Raw genomic sequence first — 16,064 nt, 5'->3', positions numbered from 1 at the left:
GGTATCGGTCAGCCGTCCACGCCGGAGCCGGTATAGGTGGGCACGTCGGCGAGCATGCCGGCGATCTGCGGGTTGAGCTCGTTGCGGCGCCGGTGCAGTTCCTGGATCTTGGCGTTCAGATCAGGGTCGTTGTCGTCACTGACGTCGAAGATCTCCAGCCGTTCGACCAGGTGCAGCCCGAGGTGGTCGGTCTGGTAGGTGGTCGGGTGCGTCAGGTAGGCGAAGAGCCCGTCGAGATGTTCGACGACGAACACCGCGCCGTACGTGTAGTCGCCGCCGTGGTCGCGGCCGACGACGAAGGACTTGATGGCGGGGTTCGACCGGCCCTGATTACGCCAGCTCTCCAGCACCGCCTCGATCTGCTCAGGCGTCGCAGCGGCCTTCATCGTGACTCTGTTGATGTGGTAAATCATGGTTTGTTATCCGTTCCTAACGTCGTTAGATTTCCTAACGCCGTTAACTATGGCGCGCGTCGTCGGCGCGGTCAAGGCGGTGACTAGTGTTCGGGGACACCATCGAGGCGAAGTGACGGACCATGGCGACCAGCACGAGACGGGCCCGCGAACGGGCCAACACCAGGGAGCGGATCATCGAGGCCGCGCTGCACGTCCTCGAGACCGAGGGCATCGCGGCCCTGACGATCCGGCGCATCGCCACCGACGTCGAGTATTCCGCGCCCGTCGTCTACCAGCACTTCGCCAACAAGGACGCGCTGGTTCTGGAACTGGTGGCGTACGGTCACCATCTGATGCTGACTCAGTTCCGCCAAGCGGCGCAGGAGCCCGATACGGACCGGCGCGTGACGCGCATGGCGTCGCAGTACGTCCGGTTCGCCGGCGAGCACCCCCACCTCTTCCAGGTCATGAACGACCCGATGGTCGACGCGGACGAACGCCGACGGATCGCGGAACCGGTCATCGACGTCCTCAAGGAGGTGCTCACCTCCTGGTCGGCTGCACACGACGTGGTCCTGGCCGATTTCGACCAGGCTTGCGAGATCCTCTGGGGCACGCTGTACGGCATCGCGTCGCTCAGTTACCTCGGCAGCGTCGGCGACGATCGCGCCCGCCACCTCGCCGAACAGGCGCTCCGCGCGATCCTTCTCGGCTGGCAGACCGAGGCGCTGGCGAACGGTCGACCGGCGAGCAGTTAGGTTCTCTGACCGCTGTGGTTCGCCGGGTTTAGAGGCTCTGACAAAGCCGTGGGGCGTGGCGGTGGGTGATCAGGCGGACGGCGAGTCCGAGGAATGCTTCGTGGATGTCATCGCGTCGCTCCCAGCGGATGCGCAGGCGGCGGAAGCCGTGGAGTCAGGCGATGGTGTGCTCGACGACGTATCGGAAGATGCCCAGGCCGGTGCCGTGGGGCTGGCCTCGCTCCGCAATCACCGGGCGGATTGACGATGTCGGTGCCGAAGTCGCCCGTCTTCTGGGGCTCGGTGCCACCGAGGTGTCCTGGTGGCTTCAGCGTCATGTGCTGCGAGCGCCGGGCAGACACTTGCTGTGTGTCATCCCCGTCCACGGTGATCCGGATCTCTTTGCGGTGACCGCGCGGATCTGGAAGTGAGACCTGTTCGGGAAGCGCCCGGGCGACCCGTAGCAGACCCGGGTACTCACACCGCAATACCGGCCGAACCATGTGACAACCAATCACAACGGGCCTCGGGGCAAGGCCCAGAACCCGGGCGGCACCGAGGAAGTTTCATCGTGATTCGTGCAGGTCAACGGGCCCCGGTGTAACGGGTGGTTGGGATGCTCGCGCATGTCATGAGCGTGATCACGTCGGGGAAATCATCTGGCGGCCCGTTGCCGGGTCGTCTTGATCTCCCCTCAATGATCACCGTGATGAGCTGCGAGAGCACCCCAACCACCCGTTACACCAGCATCGTTGATCCATATGCATCACGATGAAACTTCCCTAGTTGAGGCCATATGCTCAGAAAGGCTTGGCATACCAAGACGACGACTCCGCCACTAGAGAGCCCGGCAGTAGGCGTCACTTGAGTCTTCTGGTGGTGGGTAGGTGTCCCAGCGGTAGCGCGGCGGACGCGCGTGCGGAGCGTGACGAGTACGCATGGCCGCGCCCGGCTGATCCGTAGATCCTCGAACGTCGGCTGAAGCCTGGCCGGGCGGGCGGCTGCCGAAGGGTCAGGCGGCGGGAACCGCCTGCGGATAGAGCACGCTCGGGTCGGCGGACAGGGCCGCCTTGAGCTGGACGGAGTTGTTGTCGGCGAGGATCTCCATCTTCCCGGCCTCGATACCGTCGAGGGCGGCGCGCACTACGTCGGCGGGGTCGTTCTTCTCCACGTCCCACCCGGCCATCATGTCGGTGTCTGTGCTGGCCAGGTGCAGGCCCGTCACCGCGGTTCCCTGGCCCGCGAGTTCGAGGCGGATGCCGTTGGTAAGGCTCCACGCCGCCGCCTTCGACGCGCTGTAGGCATTGGCCCCGTCGTAGGCGAGCCAGGACATCGCCGACAGGACGTTGAGGATGGCCCCACCGCCGTTGGCGGCCAGGACGGGAGTGAACGCCCGGACCACGTTGAGGGTGCCGAAGTAGTTGGTGTCCATCTCCAGCCGGATCTTCTCGGGGTCCCCGGTGACGAGGTTCTGCTGGGTGAAGACGCCGGCATTGTTGATCAAGAGGGTGACGTCCGAGGCGGCGCCCGCCGCGGCGGCGACCGAAGCCGGATCGGTGATGTCGAGCCGCAGTACCTCCACACCGGGGAGGTCGACGAGGTGGGGGGTGCGCGCGGTCGCGTAGACCTTGGTGGCGCCCCGGTGCAGGAGCTGTTGGGCGAAGTGCCTGCCGATGCCGCGGTTGGCGCCGGTGACGAGGGCGACGGAACCGGTGATCTTCATGGGGAGTCTCCTGGCAGTGGTGAGGTGATTCTGTCCGGGCTGATCACGGGCTACGCTAGAACCTGACGTTGACGTCAGAGGCAAGGAATGTGACCCAGGTCATGGAGGGGGCGTTGATGCGCATCGGTGAGCTGGCCTCAAGGGTGGGCGTGAGCGTGCGGGCACTGCGCTACTACGAAGAGCAGGACCTGCTGGCCTCGGCGCGCAGCCCCAGCGGCCAGCGGCAGTACCCGGACAGCGCGGTCGACCGCGTCCAGCTGATTCAGCAGCTGTACTCCGCAGGGCTGCCGAGCAGGGCGATCCTGGAACTGCTGCCGTGCGTCGAGACCGGTGACGTGACGCCCGCGCTGCTCGACCGGCTGTCGGCCGAGCGGGACCGCATCGATACGCAGGTCAGCACCCTGGTGAAAACCCGGGACCGGCTCGACGCCATCATCACCACAGCCTCCACAGCCAGGAGCGCGGGCCGGCCCTGCCCTCGTTGAGCAGCGCGCCTTCCCCAGGCGTGCGGCAGTGCTTGTCCGCCCGACGCAGACGGACGCCCGTCAGCAGGCGTCACTCGAGTCTCTTGGTGGTGGGCCGTCCGTCCCAGCGGTAGAGCGGGGTTGCGCGGCGGATGAGCATGCGGAGCGTGACGATTGCGGCGGACAGGTAGAGGGAGAAATCCACAGCGCACTGGCGCTTCTCGGTGCAGCGGCGGAACTTGCCGAAACCGTTCATCCATGCGCGGCTCCGCTCCACGACCCACCTCTTGCCGGCCTGGATCGGTGCGGCCCGCCCTTGCGGCGATCTCGCCGGTGAAGCCCAGTTCCTCGAGCGTGGCTCGGGTCTTGTCACTGCCGTAGCCCCGGTCCAAGTTGACGTTAACCTGCTCGGCCATGCCCAGCTGTGACCAGTACTTGACGCGGCGTCGGATGGTGTGGTCGGAGCACTGGCGGTCGGCGATCCGCTCGTATCCGGAGCCGTGCACCAGGGCGGCGATGACGCGCTCGAAGACAATCCGGTCCGGGATGCCCTGGTGGGCGTGCATCTCCAGAGCGAGCTTGGGTACGCCCCGGTCGCGGGAGTGGGCGACGAGGTCTCGCCAGTACGGGAGGACGACCTCGGTCCATTGCCAGTCGAGGATCTGTGTGGTTTCCGGCGGCCAGGAGACCGTGATCCAGTTGGGGTTGGCGTCGCCCGGCCCGCCCGGCAGCCCGGACATCATCACCACTCGGTCGACGCCGAGGAGCGGGGCGAGACCGATCGTCCGGCGCGCGACCTGGTCGTGCTCGCGGCCGCCGGGCCGGGGTGCAGGGGGTTGCCTGAGCAGGTGAGGGCGCTGATCGTGAGCCCTCGGTCGGCGACCTTGGCCAGCGGTTCGCGGCGGGCGCCGTCGCTGTCGAGAAGCCAGTCGATGTCTATGTGCGGGGCGGCCCGGCCCGTGGGCGGCGCGAGAACGCCCCGGTAAAGCGTCGTAAACCGATCGGTTTTCATCTTGCCCGTATCGAGTTAGCCTCGCGGTATGACCACCGAAGTGAAGCCAAGTACCAGGGACCGGCTGCTGGAGGCGGCGGCCACGCTCATCTACCGAGACGGTGTCGGCATCGGCGTCGAGGCGCTGTGCAAGGCGGCGGGGGTGTCGAAGCGTTCCCTGTACCAGCTGTTCGAGAGCAAGGACGAACTGTTGGCGGCGAGCCTGGCGGAACGCGCCTCTGGCTTCGCGGCCGGGCTCCTGCCGGCGGCTGACGACGGCCGTTCACCCCGCGAGCGGATCCTGCACGTCTTCGACCAACTGGAGGAGCAGGCGGGCGCTCCCGACTACCAGGGCTGTCGGTATCTGGCTGCTCAGATCGAACTCTGCAGGTGGGACATCCGCCAGTCGGACAGTGGCGGCGGCTTCGGCAAGGGGGTGGTGGCGCGCGCATGGAGTGCGACTTCTACGTCAGCTATCCGGCAGCCGTGTTCGTCACTGTGGGCAAGGGCGGGTATGGCGGCGCCGGCGGCATCAGCCCAGTCCGAGGCGGCCCGGAGGATACGCCGGGGACGAGATCACGGGCCCGGTCCGCCACCTGGAGCAGGTGCCGGTGGCGAGCCGCGGGCCGATGCGGGGGTTCACCTGGCGCCGGGAGCAGAGGCACCGGCTCGGTCTGGAGTCGCTGGTGTCCACGGGGCGGCTACACGGGTTCGAGAGTCTCGAAGAGGATCAGCTGCTGGTAGCGGTGCCCTGTGCTCACGTCATGGAGACGACAACCTTGCCGACTTTCGGGCGGCCTTTCTCGGCGTACTCCATGGCCTGGAGGGTCTCGTCGAAGGGGAAGACCTGGTCGACGATGGGGCGGATCTTCCCGGCGTCGATGAGGGGGAGTTCGCGCAGCTGGTCGCCGCCGGCCTTCATGAACAGGAAGGAGTACGTGACACCGAGACGTTTGGCCTGGCGCCGGGTCTTGCACTGAGGACGGCGATGCCCAGGCGCATGACCGCGTTCGAGCCGAGTTCGAGGGCGGTGGCCGGATCGGGCGGGCCCGCGACGGAGATGACCAGGCCGCCGGGCTTGAGGACACAGGCCGGGCACGCCCGGGACCTGCCTTCAGGGCGGCGGGGCGGACGTTCCCCGGACGACAAGACGGGGGGTGATGACTTGTTCCCCGGCGGGGATCTCCGCACCCTCCAGGCGTGCGACGGCCCGGCCGACGGCGAGCCCGGCGAGGCGTGCGATGTCCTGCCCGACGGTGGTGAGGTCGATGTGGGCCAGGCGGGCCAGATGACTGTCGTCGAACCCGACGACGGAGATGTCGCCGGGCACCGCGACGCCGGAGCGGAGGAAGAGGTCGAGTACGCCGGTCGCGCAGCGGTCGTTGAAGGCCAGTACGGCGGTGGGGCGCGGGCGGGTGGCCGACAGGGTTCGGGCGGCCTCGGCGCCGTCCTCCTCAGTGAGACCGCCGGGGAGAATGCGGATGAGCTCGCCCAGGCCGTGGCGGTTCATGGCGGTGCGGTAGCCGCGGCGCCGGTCGGCTGCGCCCGGTGCCCGGCCGCCGTCGATGTGGGCGATGTCGCGGTGGCCCAGAGCGACGAGGTGGTCCACCGCCTGGCCGGCTCCCTCGTCGTCGGCGGTCCGTACGACCTCCAGGCCCGGGACGGACGGCCGCAGCCGGCGGGCCACGGAGACGACCGGCAGTTGCCCGGCGAGTTCCGCCAGCCGCGCGGCGGGGGCCTGCGGGCCGAGCAGGATCAGCGCCTCGCAGCGGTCGTCGAGCAGTGTCTCGACGGCGCGCTGCTCGCCGCGTCCGGCGGCCACGGCACTCAGCGCGATCTGGTACCCGGCCGGTTCGGCCGCCGCGTAGATGCCCTCCACCAGGTCGGAGTGGAACGGATGCTGGAGGCCGAACTGCACCCCGAGCAGATGGGAGCGGTGGCTGCGGAGCAGCCGGGCCCGGGCGTCGGGTCGGTAACCGATCTCCCGCGCGGCCTGAAGGACGCGCTCGCGGGTGGCCTCGCCTGCCCCCTTTGCGCCGCGCATCACGATGGAGACCAGCGCCGTGGACACCCCTGCCCGTGACGCCACGTCGGCGAGCGTCGGTCGCTTTCCGTTGGGGACCGCTGGGGTCGCCGGCAACCTGTCCTCCCTGGTCGGAGTCGTCTCCTACGGAGTCGACTATAGAACGTTCTAGCTGTCACGGGCCACCGGAGTCTTGACAGGGGAGGGTGACAGCTGGCGTACTGCTGCTCCACGGAGTTCTAGAACGTTCTAGTTCCTTGAACGTTCTAGTCCGAAGTCGCGGAGAGAGGTACGTGGCGATGTACACACTGGCGGCCTGCGCCGAGATGGTCTTCCTGGATCTGCCGATCGAGGAGCGGGCACGGCGCATCCATGACGCCGGTTTCCAGGTCGAGATCTGGGACTGGACCCGGCACGACCTTGCCGCTCTGGCCCGGACCCCGGCCGACTTCTCCTCCATGACCGGTTACATCCGCGGCAGTCTGACCGACGAGGAGGGTGCGGCCGAACTCCTGAGCACCGCCGAGGAGTCGCTCAAGGCGGCCGAACAACTGGGCTGCCCTCGCCTGAACCTGCACGGCACCGGACTGGACGGCGAGGGCCTGCCGGTGGTGCCGGTGACCGGTGAGGTCACCGGTGAGATGTGGATCGCCGCCCACCGCACGCTCACCCGCCTCGCCGAGCTGGGCGAGAGCGCCGGGGTCGTCTTCACCCTGGAGAACCTCAACACCGCCGTCGACCACCCCGGGGTGCCGTTCGCGACGGCCGCCGACACCCTGGCCCTGGTCGCGGCCGTGGACCGGCCCGGGCTGCGGATGAATCTGGACCTCTACCACGCCCAGATCGGCGAGGGGAATCTGATCGAGCTGGTCCGCAGGGCCCATGCCCTGGGCCTGATCGGCGAGATCCAGGTGGCCGACGTCCCCGGCCGCAGCGAACCCGGAACCGGGGAGATCAACTACCCAGCCGTCGCCCGCGCCCTGGTGGACCTCGGCTACGAGGGCACGGTGGCGATGGAGGCGTGGGCCTCCGGCGACAGCGAGCTCGCTCTGGAGCGCTTCCGCTCCGCCTTCACCGTCTGACTGTCTCCACCGCCTGTACCTACCCTGACGACGACGTACGGAGCACCCGCATGACCACCCAGCAGCCTCTCGCCGTCGGCCTCCTCGGCGCCGGACGGATGGGTTCGTTCCACGCCGAGACCCTCGCACACCGCCTCCCCGGCGTCCGGCTCGCCGCCATCGCCGACCCCACCCCGGGCGCCGCGCGGAGCCTGGGCGACCGGCTCGGCTGCGCCACCGCCTACACGGACATCGGTGAACTGCTCGCCGACCCGCACATCGACGCGGTGGTGATCGCCACCCCGGCCCGTACCCACGCCGACCTGGTCGAGGCCGCCGCCAAGGCGGGCAAGGCGGTCTACTGCGAGAAGCCGATGGCGGTCACTCTCGCCGAAGCCGACCGCGCCATCGCGGCCGCCGCGGATGCGGGCGTGCCCCTCCAGGTGGGCTTCAACCGCCGCTACGACGCGGGCTTCAGGGCCGCCCACGAGAAGATCGCCGCCGGCGCCATCGGCACACCGCAGCTGTTGCGCTCGCTCACCCGCGACCCCGCTCTGGCCGACCCGGCCCGCATACCGCCGTGGACGATCTTCCTGGAGACCCTCATCCATGACTTCGACGTCCTGCGCCACCTCAATCCCGGTGCCGAACCCGTCGAGGTCTTCGCCATGGCGGACGCCCTGATCCGCCCCGACTTCAAGGACCGCGGCCTGCTCGACACCGCCGTTGTCACCGTCCGCTTCGACAACGGCGCCCTCGCCACCGCCGAGGCCAGCTTCCAGGCCGTCTACGGCTACGACGTACGCGCCGAGGTCCTCGGCTCGGCCGGGATGCTCACCATGGGCGACGTCCGCCGCACCCACCTGACCGCATACGGCCCGGACGGCGTCGGGGCCGAGTGCGTCACTTACGACCAGCACCTCTTCCACGACGCCTATGTGGCCGAACTCGCCGACTTCACCGACAGCGTCCGCACCGGGCGCACCCCCTCCGCCACCGGCGAGGACGCACGCGCTGCCCTGACCATCGCCCTCGCCGCCGTCCAGTCCGTCACCACCGGCGGTCCCGTCCGCGTCGACAAGGTCCAAGACCTGTGAAGCACGGGTCTTCGGCCGCAGCGCGGACCCCGGCGCCGTGTGACAAGTACGGGGTGAGGGTCTGTAAAGCGAGCGGCTCTGTTCTGTAGTCGGTGGTGACGGTGCGTTCTCCTCATTGCAGGATGATGCGGTGACGGGGGAGGTCGAATCCTGCTCGGCCGTGCATCTGCCGCATGATCTTCTTGGTTCGGGTATTGACGCCCTCGGTCCGGCCGTTGTGGTGGGGCAGGGTGAGGCCGGCGTTCACGGCGGCGTGGTCGAGTTCGAGGCCGTTGCAGAAGCTGTGCAGGTGGGGCAGGCCAGTGGTGCGGACTGTGGCGATCCACTGGGTGAGTTTGTCGTCGTTGGCCTGTGCCGGGGTCAGGAACGCGGCCAACTCGCCGGTGAGTCGGGCGAGTGCGGTCATCTCCGGGCACGCCGCGATGAGTGGGCCGAGCAGGTCGGTGTCCTTGGTCCACAGGTGCTCGGGGTGGGTGAGCAGGAGCCGGGCGACGCGGCGGGGGGTTGTCACGGGGCGGTCGCCTTCGGCGCGGCCCTGATTGAGGTAGCGGACCAGCAGGTCGGCACTGCCGGTATAGCCCAGTTCCCTGATCTCGTGCAGGAGGTGCGTGACGGGAACGGGCTACGCGGTAGGAGGCTACTCCGGAGACGCCGCGATCGGCGGATGACACTGGAGCTGATCGTCTGCGAACAAGACGAGAAGGGGCACAACCGTGGAGAACCTCACTCTCGCTGCCGGAGGCAGCAGCAGTTTCTGGCCCACCGGCGTCGTGATGATCGTCGTCATCACCGTCATTGTGGTGCTGGTCGGTATCTGGCGAAGCCGCAACGCCAGAAGGGGAACCGGAGGGCCAGGGAAGTAGGAAAGGCAAAGGTCTCGAGCCACAGCAGGGTTCTGCCTGCCCGCCAAGCCGTCCGTCTCCGTTCTCACCGGACTGCTCCTGACCGCCACCGACGACAGGCCGCGCGTCAGCGCCTTCCACTACGAGACGTCCAGCGACACCACGATGGCGGCCGCCGTCACCGACAGTCGGCTTTCGAGCAGGGACGGAAGAAGCTGCGGTGCGGACCGTGGGGATCTCCAGGTCCTGGCGGAGCGCCTGGCGATCGCCGCTGGTTCCCGGCTCGGTGACCCTCAACAGGGCGTCGGCGAGGGCGATTCGAGCCTCGACCTGGAGGTTCCGCCAGCTTGAGCGGCTGCCCCACAAGAAGGGGCGCCACCTTTGTTCCTAGTCCAAAAGCGCGTGCTCTGGCGCCTGTGACGGTGGGGGTTGGTTTGTTGTCCGCGGACAACAAAATCTCCCCCGCCCGACACAAGCGTCCTCCTCTCAGCGGTATGTGGGCAGTCTTGTTCTTCTGTGGGCAAGAGGACGCCGTCCCGGTCTGTCAGCGGCATGAGCAAGGATCTCGGGCATGACTACGACCGCAGCCGACTACGTGTGGTTCGAGGACCGGTTCCCAGATCTGGCGGAAGCGTATTGCTTCACGTTGGTGCACAAACTGACGCCCTCAGACGTACTTGCCCGCCTTGGAGGCCAGGTCGAACCCTCCCGGGCCGGTACGGCGGCGATAGTGGACGCGGCCTTCGATCTCCTGGATCGATCGGACAACGCCCGACAGCTCATCGCCATGACCACCCTCGGGGACTGGACCCTGCTGATCGAGCCCAACGGCTATCTCGGCGTCACCGAGGAGCGAGCCCTGCCAGCATCCGCCGGAACACGCTGGGTCTCGCACTTCGTCAACATCAACGGCGTCGACTCGTTCCTCTGGGCCGAGCACACTGTCAACCGCCTGACGTTCGAGCCCGGACTCCCCGACCACCGACGGGGGACGACCCCTGACGAACTCCTGGACGCCATGCACCACAGCGGCTTCCAATTCTGGGACGAAACCTCCGACACCGCAGAGCACCTGGCCACGGAAGCGGCCTTCGCCCTCGCCGAGCATCTGACCGGCGTTCGCATCACGCCGGAAATCTTGCAGGACACCACCTTCGCCTGCGGCAGCGCGGAGATCAGGTGAGCGCGGGACGACCTCCCCTCGACGGCATCCTCACCAACGCCCAGGGGATCGCCCACGCGCTCAACAACTCCAGTCCCACAGCCGACTTCACCCCCGAGGGCAGCGTTGCGTTCCATTGCGGAGCGCTCGGGCGGAGGGAGACATCGGCAGAGGGCGGGCCTCGACGCGGTGTGGTGTCCAGGCCCTGCTGGTCTTCTTATTGTTCAGGGGAGGAGTTGGGTCCAACGGCCGGCTGTGGTGATCAGTCCGCTGACGCTGACGCTGACGCTGGCGCCCCAGGCCAGGGTGGGGAGCGACAGGCTCAGGGTGGGGTGTCGTCCTGCGGTGAGGTGCAGTCCGGTACGGCCCAGGCTCAGGTGCCAGCCGGTCCCAGTCGGTTGTACCGCTGCGTCGGCCCTGGTGATCTTCCGCTTGCTCATGCCCTGCCCCTGATCCGAAGGTGTGCCGCGGCGGGTCTGGCCGAGGGTGGGTTCACGTCAGATTCCCCTGCCCCGGTCGAACGGAAATGCGAGAACACCGCTCCCTTGGTCGCCTATCTCCAGTTATGCCCGGTGAAGGGGAGGGGCTGATTCTCCCGGGCCTAGGAAGGCGGCTTGGGGGTACGCCCCGATCTTTCGTGTTCGGCATATGACAGGTTGTGAGCCCTCGGTGACCGCTGGGGTCACTGATGATGACTTTCCGTGGGGGGAAGTTGATGTCTTCAAGTGCCTTTGGCATGCCTTCTGGGCGTGCGCGTTTACGGACAAGACGGTCTCTGGTGGCGGTTGTGGCAGCGTTGGGGCTGGGTGCCTCGGCCGTGCCTGCGCTGGCTGCGCCGGGTGAGGATCCCGCGCCTGCCGCCTCTTCGGCGTGGGGCAAGGACGCTCCAGAGGTGAAGAAGCCGGAGGTGAAGGTCGGCTCGAACCGGCCCCAGGCCCCGGTGGCCGAGGCCGGGTTGTCCGCTGAGCGCACCGCGTGGCGGGCCGCGCAGAAGAAGCGCGCCACAGCACCGGCCGCACGAAGCGCCGGGGCTACGGCCGCGGCGCCGGCTTATGTGCCCGAGGGGCAGGGTGATGTGCCCTGGCACCAGGTCACGGACTTTCGCATCACCGATTCGCTGGTGGCCCGGGTGAACTACTCCACCGGCAACCTGATGCTGGCGGGCACGGACTTCGACGTCGCGGGAGTGGGCCAGAAGCTCCAGCTGACCCGCACCTACAACTCGCTGGACGCGCCCTGGGGCAAGGTGTCCCAGCGGTGGTGGCAGGGCTATGAGCGGTACGCGCAGATCAGTGACACCGACGTGGTGGTCTACGACGCGACCGGCAACTCACTGACCTTCACGAAGAATACGGACGGCAGCTACAAGACCCCGGCCGGCTACTCCAAGGACCTGAAGAAGAACACCGACGGCACGTTCACTCTCACCGACCGCAAGTCGGGCATCAAGGACACCTACAACGAGCACGGCACCCTGGTGAAGGTCACCGACCGCAACAACGGCACGATCACCGTCACCCAGCACGACGAGAGCGCCGAGCACAAGGGCTTCAAACTGACCGAGACCCGCTCCGGGCGCTGGATCGACCTGGTCAAGACGGACGCTTCGCAGTGGCAGGCCAAGGACCACACCGGCCGCACCGCCGTCTTCGACCTCAACCCCGCAGGCGACCTCGCCAGGACCACCGACACCGAGGGCAAGCCCACCGCGTTCGACTACGACTCCTCCCGCCGCCTGACGAAGATCACCACCCCCGAGGGCCGGGTGACGGTCTTCACCTACGACGGCGCCAACCGCGTCACCAGCATGCTGCGCGCAACGGAGTTCAACGGCACGGGCCACACCGGCCCGACCTACACCTACGCCTACACCGCCACCGACCCGCACGCTTCGGGGACGACGACGGTCACCGACCCCGAGCAGCACGCCACGAAGTACGAGCACGACGCCCAGGGCAAGGTCTCCAAGGTCACCGACCCGCTGGGGCACACGCGCCCGCGGACCTACGACGCGAACAACAACGTCGACTCGGCCACCGACGCCATGGGCGTGGGCGGTGTGGGTGGCAACGTCACCAAGTACGGGTGGGACGCGCGTAACAACCCCACCGGCGCCACCCTGCCCACCGGCGCCTCCTCGTCCGTCACCGGCTACCAGACGATCTCCGGAGCCGACCTGCCCGGCACCCTGGAGAACGCCGACGGCGACACCGCGAACCTCAAGTACGACACGGCCGGCAACACCATGTCGGTCGCCGTCACCGGCACCGGCGGCGGCACGCAGACCTTCACCTACAACCCGGCCACCCCCACCTGCGGCGGCTTCGAGGGCCAGCGCTGCACGGTGAAGGACGCCCGCGGCAAGACCACCTCGCTGGAGTACGACACCAAGGGCAACCTCAGGAAGGTCACCCCGCCGGCGCCGTTGAACGCCACCCCCACCACCTACACCTACGACGCGCTGGGCCGGACGGAGACGGCCGTGGACGGGCGCGGCATCAAGTCGGTGTACGTCTACGACCACCGCGACCGCATCAAGACGGTCTCGACGGCCAACACCACCGTCACCTACACCTACGACGGCGACGGCAACCTCAAGCAGCGCACGGACGACATCGGCACGGTGAAGTACGACTTCGACCCGCTCTCCCGCGAGACGGTCCGCAGCCTCCAGGACGGCTCCCAGACCGTCCTGGCCTACACCCCGGCCGGCAACGTCGACACCTACACCGACCCCCAGGGCGTCATCGACTACACCTGGGACGCGGCCAACAACCTCAAGACACTGAAGGACCCCGCCGACCGCACCACGACGTACACCTACAACGAGAACGACTTCCGCAAGACGACCACCTACCCCGGCGGCACGGTCCAGACGGTCACCCCGGACAAGTCCGGCCGGCCTGAGAGCATCAAGACCACCTCGCCCAAGGGCACCCTGGTCAACCTCGCCTACACCTACAAGTACGGCACCGGCGGGACCGAGGACGGCACGAAGATCCGTACCTCCACCGACGCCGTCACGGGGCTGAAGACGACCTACACCTACGACAGCGCGGGCCGCTTCTCCTACGCCAAGGAGGAGAAGGGCACCACCCTCAACTCCTCCTGGCAGTACTGCTACGACGCGGCCGGGAACCTCACCTCCCAGGGCGTCGAGTTCGGCTGTCCCCGCGGCACGACCTACACCTACAACGACGCCTCGCAGCTGACCGCGAAGAACGGTTCGGCCACGAACTGGTCGTACGACAAGGCAGGCAACGAGACCGCGGGCGCCTCCACCCCCGAAGGCACCCGCACCGGCGAGACCTGGTCGGACTTCTCCCAGCTCACCTCCCTCACGGTCGGCGGCAAGACCTACCCGGGTGAGTACGGCTCCACCGACTCCAGCGAACGCCACCGCCTGGGCGACACCTACTACCACCCCGGCCCCATCGGCCTCGCAGCCGAGACAACTGCCGGTGTCGACACGGGATTTGTCCGCGAACCCGGGGGCACCCTGAACTCCATGACCCGTGACGGCAAGGCGTACTACTACCTCACCGACGCCCTCGGCTCCGTCGTCGCGCTCGCCGACGAGAGTGGCACCAAGGTCAACAACTATTCCTACAGCCCCCGCGGCGTCACCCGGGCAGCCACCACCGAGAAGGCCGGCGTGAGCCAGCCGTACCGGTTCGCAGGCGGCCACCAGGACCCCACGGGGATGTACCACCTCGGGACCCGCTACTACGACCCCAACATCGGCCGCTTCACCCAACCCGACCCCTCCGGCCAGGAAAAGAACCCCTACCTCTACGCCGAAGGCGACCCCGTCAACCGCATCGACCCCAACGGGCTGCTCAGTTGGGACGACATCGGTGGAGCGCTGAAGTCGGGAGCGAAGACTGTTGGGCGTTGGGTAAAGCCAACCCCGGGTTACGTCCTGGCCTGCTATGGCACAAATTCAGTCCTGGACGAAGACGGAAACGACTGGAGCGAAGAAGCGGGAGACCTGTGGGCCTGCGTTGACCCCACTGGCGGTTTTATTCCCGATTAAATAGGCGGATCGCGGGAGGGTTGACCCCAGGAGGAGTTAATCCTCCCGCACCATTATTGCGAAATCTGCAATGCTTCACGGGAATAGAAAGAAGTGGCAAACTGTGACTAATTACAAGAAGATCCAAATCGCTCTATGGGTGATCGCAATAGCGGCTGGAATTATTGTTGGAATTTTGACCGTTGATTAGCCTCGATCGTTCATGAACATCGGCCGCTTCACCCAAGCCGACCCCTCCGGCCAGGAGAAGAACCCCTACCTCTACGCCGAAGGTGACCCCGTCAACCGCATCGACCCCAACGGACTGTTCTCCTTCCCGGACGTGTCAGGAGCGCTGGAGTGCACCAAGGTCGGAATCCTGACCGCAGCCGGTACTGAGGCACTGTGCCTGGCCGGAGCAGTTGCCGGCGCAGCTCCCACCTTGGGGGCTTCGGTGGGAGCCGGAATCACCGGATGTCACGTATTGGCGGCCGGCTTGGGAACAGCTGTAGCGGCGGGTACCGCGGTGGCACGCTCGTACTGATCAACAATGGCCTGCAGACGCTATTAAGGAATGGTCCGGGGGCGTCCGGCAGGGCGTCCCCGGTTCTTTGTCGGTAAAGAGGGCGGATGAGTAAGAAAGCGCAGTTCTATGAGCTCGTAACACGATCTTGTTGAAGTGCCCTGGCCGGGCGTGACCGTTGGGTGATCCGGCCGTTCGGGAAGGTGTGAGTACTCGACCGTGGATCGTGGACGACGACTTGTGGGCCCTGATCGAACCGCTGCTGCCGCCCTGGCCGGAGCGGTCACCCGGGCCTCGGCCGGTGGCGGATCGGCTGTGTCTGCAGGGCATCCTGTACGTGCTCCACAACGACATAGCCTGGCAACTGCTGCCCCTGGAGCTGGGGTTCGGCTCCGGGCAGACCTGCTGGCGCAGGCTTGAGCGGTGGCAGCAGGCCGGTGTCTTCGACCAGTTGCACCGGATCCTGCTCGCGGAACTCAACGCGGCCGGCGAACTCGACTGGTCCAGGGCGTGCGTGGACGGCTCTCACATCCGCGCGAAAAAGGGGGAGCCGACACCGGTCCGTCGCCGGTCGACCGGCGGAAGACAGGCAGCAAACACCATCTGATCTGCGACGGACGCGGCACCCCTCTCAAGGTCATCACCACCGCGGCCAACGTCAACGACGTCACCCAGACCCTCGCTCTCGTCGACGGCGTCCCGCATGTCGCTGGCCGTCCCGGCCGGCCACGCCGCCGCCCCGACTCGCTGCTCGGGGACAAGGGCTACGACTCCAACCCCAACCGCGACGAGCTGCGCAGGCGCCGGATCCTGCCGGTCATCTCCCGCAAGGGTGCCCCGAACATCAAGGGCCTGGGCAAACTCCGCTACGTCGTCGAGCAAACGTTCGCTCTGCTCCACCAGTTCAGGCGGCTCGCCGTGCGATGGGAACGCCGCACAGAACTCCACGACGCGTTCATCTCCCTCGCCTGCAGCCTCATCTGCTGGAGACGGCTCAAGAAGCGCCGATCATGATCGTGTTACGAGCTCTA

14 protein-coding genes and 5 pseudogenes are annotated in these 16,064 nt (G+C 67.4%); 10 read left to right on the top strand and 9 right to left on the bottom strand.

Annotation, left to right across the window (positions count from 1 at the left end; all coding sequences use genetic code 11):
* Window positions 1–8 precede the first annotated feature (8 nt).
* Window positions 9–413, bottom strand: a complete 405-nt coding sequence (locus tag KUF83_RS19690; protein WP_217456045.1) for a Dabb family protein — start codon at window positions 411–413, stop codon at window positions 9–11.
* 122 nt (window positions 414–535) lie between these two features.
* Between KUF83_RS19690 and KUF83_RS19685 the strand changes: the two genes are divergently transcribed.
* Window positions 536–1,153: a TetR/AcrR family transcriptional regulator gene (locus KUF83_RS19685; RefSeq protein ID WP_217456044.1), complete on the top strand. Its 618-nt coding sequence runs from the start codon at window positions 536–538 to the stop codon at window positions 1,151–1,153.
* 28 nt (window positions 1,154–1,181) lie between these two features.
* Here KUF83_RS19685 and KUF83_RS42010 read toward each other — a convergent pair.
* Window positions 1,182–1,409: pseudogene (locus tag KUF83_RS42010) on the bottom strand (IS5/IS1182 family transposase); the annotation flags it as partial.
* Between the two features lie 735 nt (window positions 1,410–2,144).
* On the bottom strand, window positions 2,145–2,855 hold the full coding sequence (locus tag KUF83_RS19675; RefSeq protein ID WP_217456042.1) for an SDR family oxidoreductase: 711 nt from the start codon (window positions 2,853–2,855) through the stop codon (window positions 2,145–2,147).
* 116 nt (window positions 2,856–2,971) lie between these two features.
* Between KUF83_RS19675 and KUF83_RS19670 the strand changes: the two genes are divergently transcribed.
* A complete protein-coding gene (locus KUF83_RS19670; RefSeq protein ID WP_099946741.1) occupies window positions 2,972–3,340 on the top strand; it encodes a MerR family transcriptional regulator in 369 nt (122 codons plus the stop codon).
* 70 nt (window positions 3,341–3,410) lie between these two features.
* Here KUF83_RS19670 and KUF83_RS19665 read toward each other — a convergent pair.
* Window positions 3,411–3,867: pseudogene (locus KUF83_RS19665) on the bottom strand (IS5/IS1182 family transposase); the annotation flags it as partial.
* 194 nt (window positions 3,868–4,061) lie between these two features.
* Window positions 4,062–4,331, bottom strand: a complete 270-nt coding sequence (locus tag KUF83_RS19660; protein WP_217456041.1) for a hypothetical protein — start codon at window positions 4,329–4,331, stop codon at window positions 4,062–4,064.
* Window positions 4,332–4,359: 28 nt separating this feature from the next.
* On the opposite strand from KUF83_RS19660, the pseudogene KUF83_RS19655 reads away from it, so the two are divergent.
* Window positions 4,360–4,695: pseudogene (locus KUF83_RS19655) on the top strand (TetR/AcrR family transcriptional regulator); the annotation flags it as partial.
* Window positions 4,696–5,067: 372 nt separating this feature from the next.
* Here the strand turns inward: KUF83_RS19655 and KUF83_RS19650 are convergent.
* Together KUF83_RS19650 and KUF83_RS19645 are read right to left on the bottom strand one after the other, a co-directional pair.
* Window positions 5,068–5,396, bottom strand: a pseudogene (locus KUF83_RS19650) (zinc-binding dehydrogenase); the annotation flags it as partial.
* A 28-nt stretch (window positions 5,397–5,424) separates the two neighbouring features.
* The gene (locus KUF83_RS19645) at window positions 5,425–6,450 is read right to left on the bottom strand and encodes a LacI family DNA-binding transcriptional regulator (protein WP_217456040.1); all 1,026 of its coding nucleotides are present in this window, start codon (window positions 6,448–6,450) and stop codon (window positions 5,425–5,427) included.
* Window positions 6,451–6,632: 182 nt separating this feature from the next.
* Between KUF83_RS19645 and KUF83_RS19640 the strand changes: the two genes are divergently transcribed.
* Together KUF83_RS19640 and KUF83_RS19635 are read left to right on the top strand one after the other, a co-directional pair.
* Window positions 6,633–7,415: a TIM barrel protein gene (locus KUF83_RS19640; RefSeq protein WP_217456059.1), complete on the top strand. Its 783-nt coding sequence runs from the start codon at window positions 6,633–6,635 to the stop codon at window positions 7,413–7,415.
* A 50-nt stretch (window positions 7,416–7,465) separates the two neighbouring features.
* Window positions 7,466–8,491, top strand: a complete 1,026-nt coding sequence (locus KUF83_RS19635) for a Gfo/Idh/MocA family oxidoreductase (RefSeq protein ID WP_217456039.1) — start codon at window positions 7,466–7,468, stop codon at window positions 8,489–8,491.
* Between the two features lie 112 nt (window positions 8,492–8,603).
* Here the strand turns inward: KUF83_RS19635 and KUF83_RS19630 are convergent.
* Window positions 8,604–9,110: pseudogene (locus KUF83_RS19630) on the bottom strand (transposase); the annotation flags it as partial.
* A gap of 94 nt (window positions 9,111–9,204) precedes the next feature.
* On the opposite strand from KUF83_RS19630, the gene KUF83_RS19625 reads away from it, so the two are divergent.
* Both KUF83_RS19625 and KUF83_RS19620 read left to right on the top strand, forming a co-directional pair.
* Entirely contained in the window at window positions 9,205–9,354 is a 150-nt protein-coding gene (locus KUF83_RS19625; protein WP_217456038.1) for a hypothetical protein, read from the top strand.
* 550 nt (window positions 9,355–9,904) lie between these two features.
* A complete protein-coding gene (locus tag KUF83_RS19620; protein ID WP_217456037.1) occupies window positions 9,905–10,516 on the top strand; it encodes a DUF6461 domain-containing protein in 612 nt (203 codons plus the stop codon).
* A gap of 203 nt (window positions 10,517–10,719) precedes the next feature.
* Here the strand turns inward: KUF83_RS19620 and KUF83_RS19615 are convergent, their stop codons facing one another.
* Window positions 10,720–10,935 (bottom strand): hypothetical protein, encoded by a 216-nt coding sequence (locus tag KUF83_RS19615; protein WP_217456036.1) that lies wholly within the window; start codon window positions 10,933–10,935, stop codon window positions 10,720–10,722.
* A 467-nt stretch (window positions 10,936–11,402) separates the two neighbouring features.
* On the opposite strand from KUF83_RS19615, the gene KUF83_RS19610 reads away from it, so the two are divergent.
* From KUF83_RS19610 to KUF83_RS19600, 3 genes are all read left to right on the top strand, one after another.
* The gene (locus KUF83_RS19610) at window positions 11,403–14,531 is read left to right on the top strand and encodes an RHS repeat-associated core domain-containing protein (protein WP_374106106.1); all 3,129 of its coding nucleotides are present in this window, start codon (window positions 11,403–11,405) and stop codon (window positions 14,529–14,531) included.
* A 202-nt stretch (window positions 14,532–14,733) separates the two neighbouring features.
* Entirely contained in the window at window positions 14,734–15,054 is a 321-nt protein-coding gene (locus KUF83_RS42005; RefSeq protein WP_254644092.1) for an RHS repeat-associated core domain-containing protein, read from the top strand.
* Window positions 15,055–15,256: 202 nt separating this feature from the next.
* A protein-coding gene (locus KUF83_RS19600; RefSeq protein ID WP_374106105.1) for an IS5 family transposase occupies window positions 15,257–16,047 on the top strand; the annotation gives its coding sequence in 2 pieces (ribosomal slippage) (window positions 15,257–15,571 and window positions 15,574–16,047; 789 coding nt in all).
* The last annotated feature ends 17 nt before the right edge of the window (window positions 16,048–16,064 follow it).

The sequence above is a fragment of the Streptomyces sp. BV286 genome (assembly GCF_019090165.1).
In the GTDB taxonomy this organism is placed as follows: domain Bacteria; phylum Actinomycetota; class Actinomycetes; order Streptomycetales; family Streptomycetaceae; genus Streptomyces.
The sequence above is the reverse complement of the archived record's forward strand: the minus strand, read 5'-3'. Positions and strand labels throughout refer to the sequence as shown.

What these genes read in the sequence shown, in the direction of transcription:
- KUF83_RS19635 (WP_217456039.1), top strand. Translation starts at nt 7,466, where the DNA reads ATGACCACCCAGCAGCCTCTCGCCGTCGGCCTCCTCGGCGCCGGACGG.
- KUF83_RS42005 (WP_254644092.1), top strand. Translation starts at nt 14,734, where the DNA reads ATGAACATCGGCCGCTTCACCCAAGCCGACCCCTCCGGCCAGGAGAAG.
- KUF83_RS19690 (WP_217456045.1), bottom strand. Translation starts at nt 413, where the DNA reads ATGATTTACCACATCAACAGAGTCACGATGAAGGCCGCTGCGACGCCT.
- KUF83_RS19640 (WP_217456059.1), top strand. Translation starts at nt 6,633, where the DNA reads ATGTACACACTGGCGGCCTGCGCCGAGATGGTCTTCCTGGATCTGCCG.
- KUF83_RS19685 (WP_217456044.1), top strand. Translation starts at nt 536, where the DNA reads ATGGCGACCAGCACGAGACGGGCCCGCGAACGGGCCAACACCAGGGAG.
- KUF83_RS19660 (WP_217456041.1), bottom strand. Translation starts at nt 4,331, where the DNA reads ATGAAAACCGATCGGTTTACGACGCTTTACCGGGGCGTTCTCGCGCCG.
- KUF83_RS19620 (WP_217456037.1), top strand. Translation starts at nt 9,905, where the DNA reads ATGACTACGACCGCAGCCGACTACGTGTGGTTCGAGGACCGGTTCCCA.
- KUF83_RS19675 (WP_217456042.1), bottom strand. Translation starts at nt 2,855, where the DNA reads ATGAAGATCACCGGTTCCGTCGCCCTCGTCACCGGCGCCAACCGCGGC.
- KUF83_RS19615 (WP_217456036.1), bottom strand. Translation starts at nt 10,935, where the DNA reads ATGAGCAAGCGGAAGATCACCAGGGCCGACGCAGCGGTACAACCGACT.
- KUF83_RS19670 (WP_099946741.1), top strand. Translation starts at nt 2,972, where the DNA reads ATGCGCATCGGTGAGCTGGCCTCAAGGGTGGGCGTGAGCGTGCGGGCA.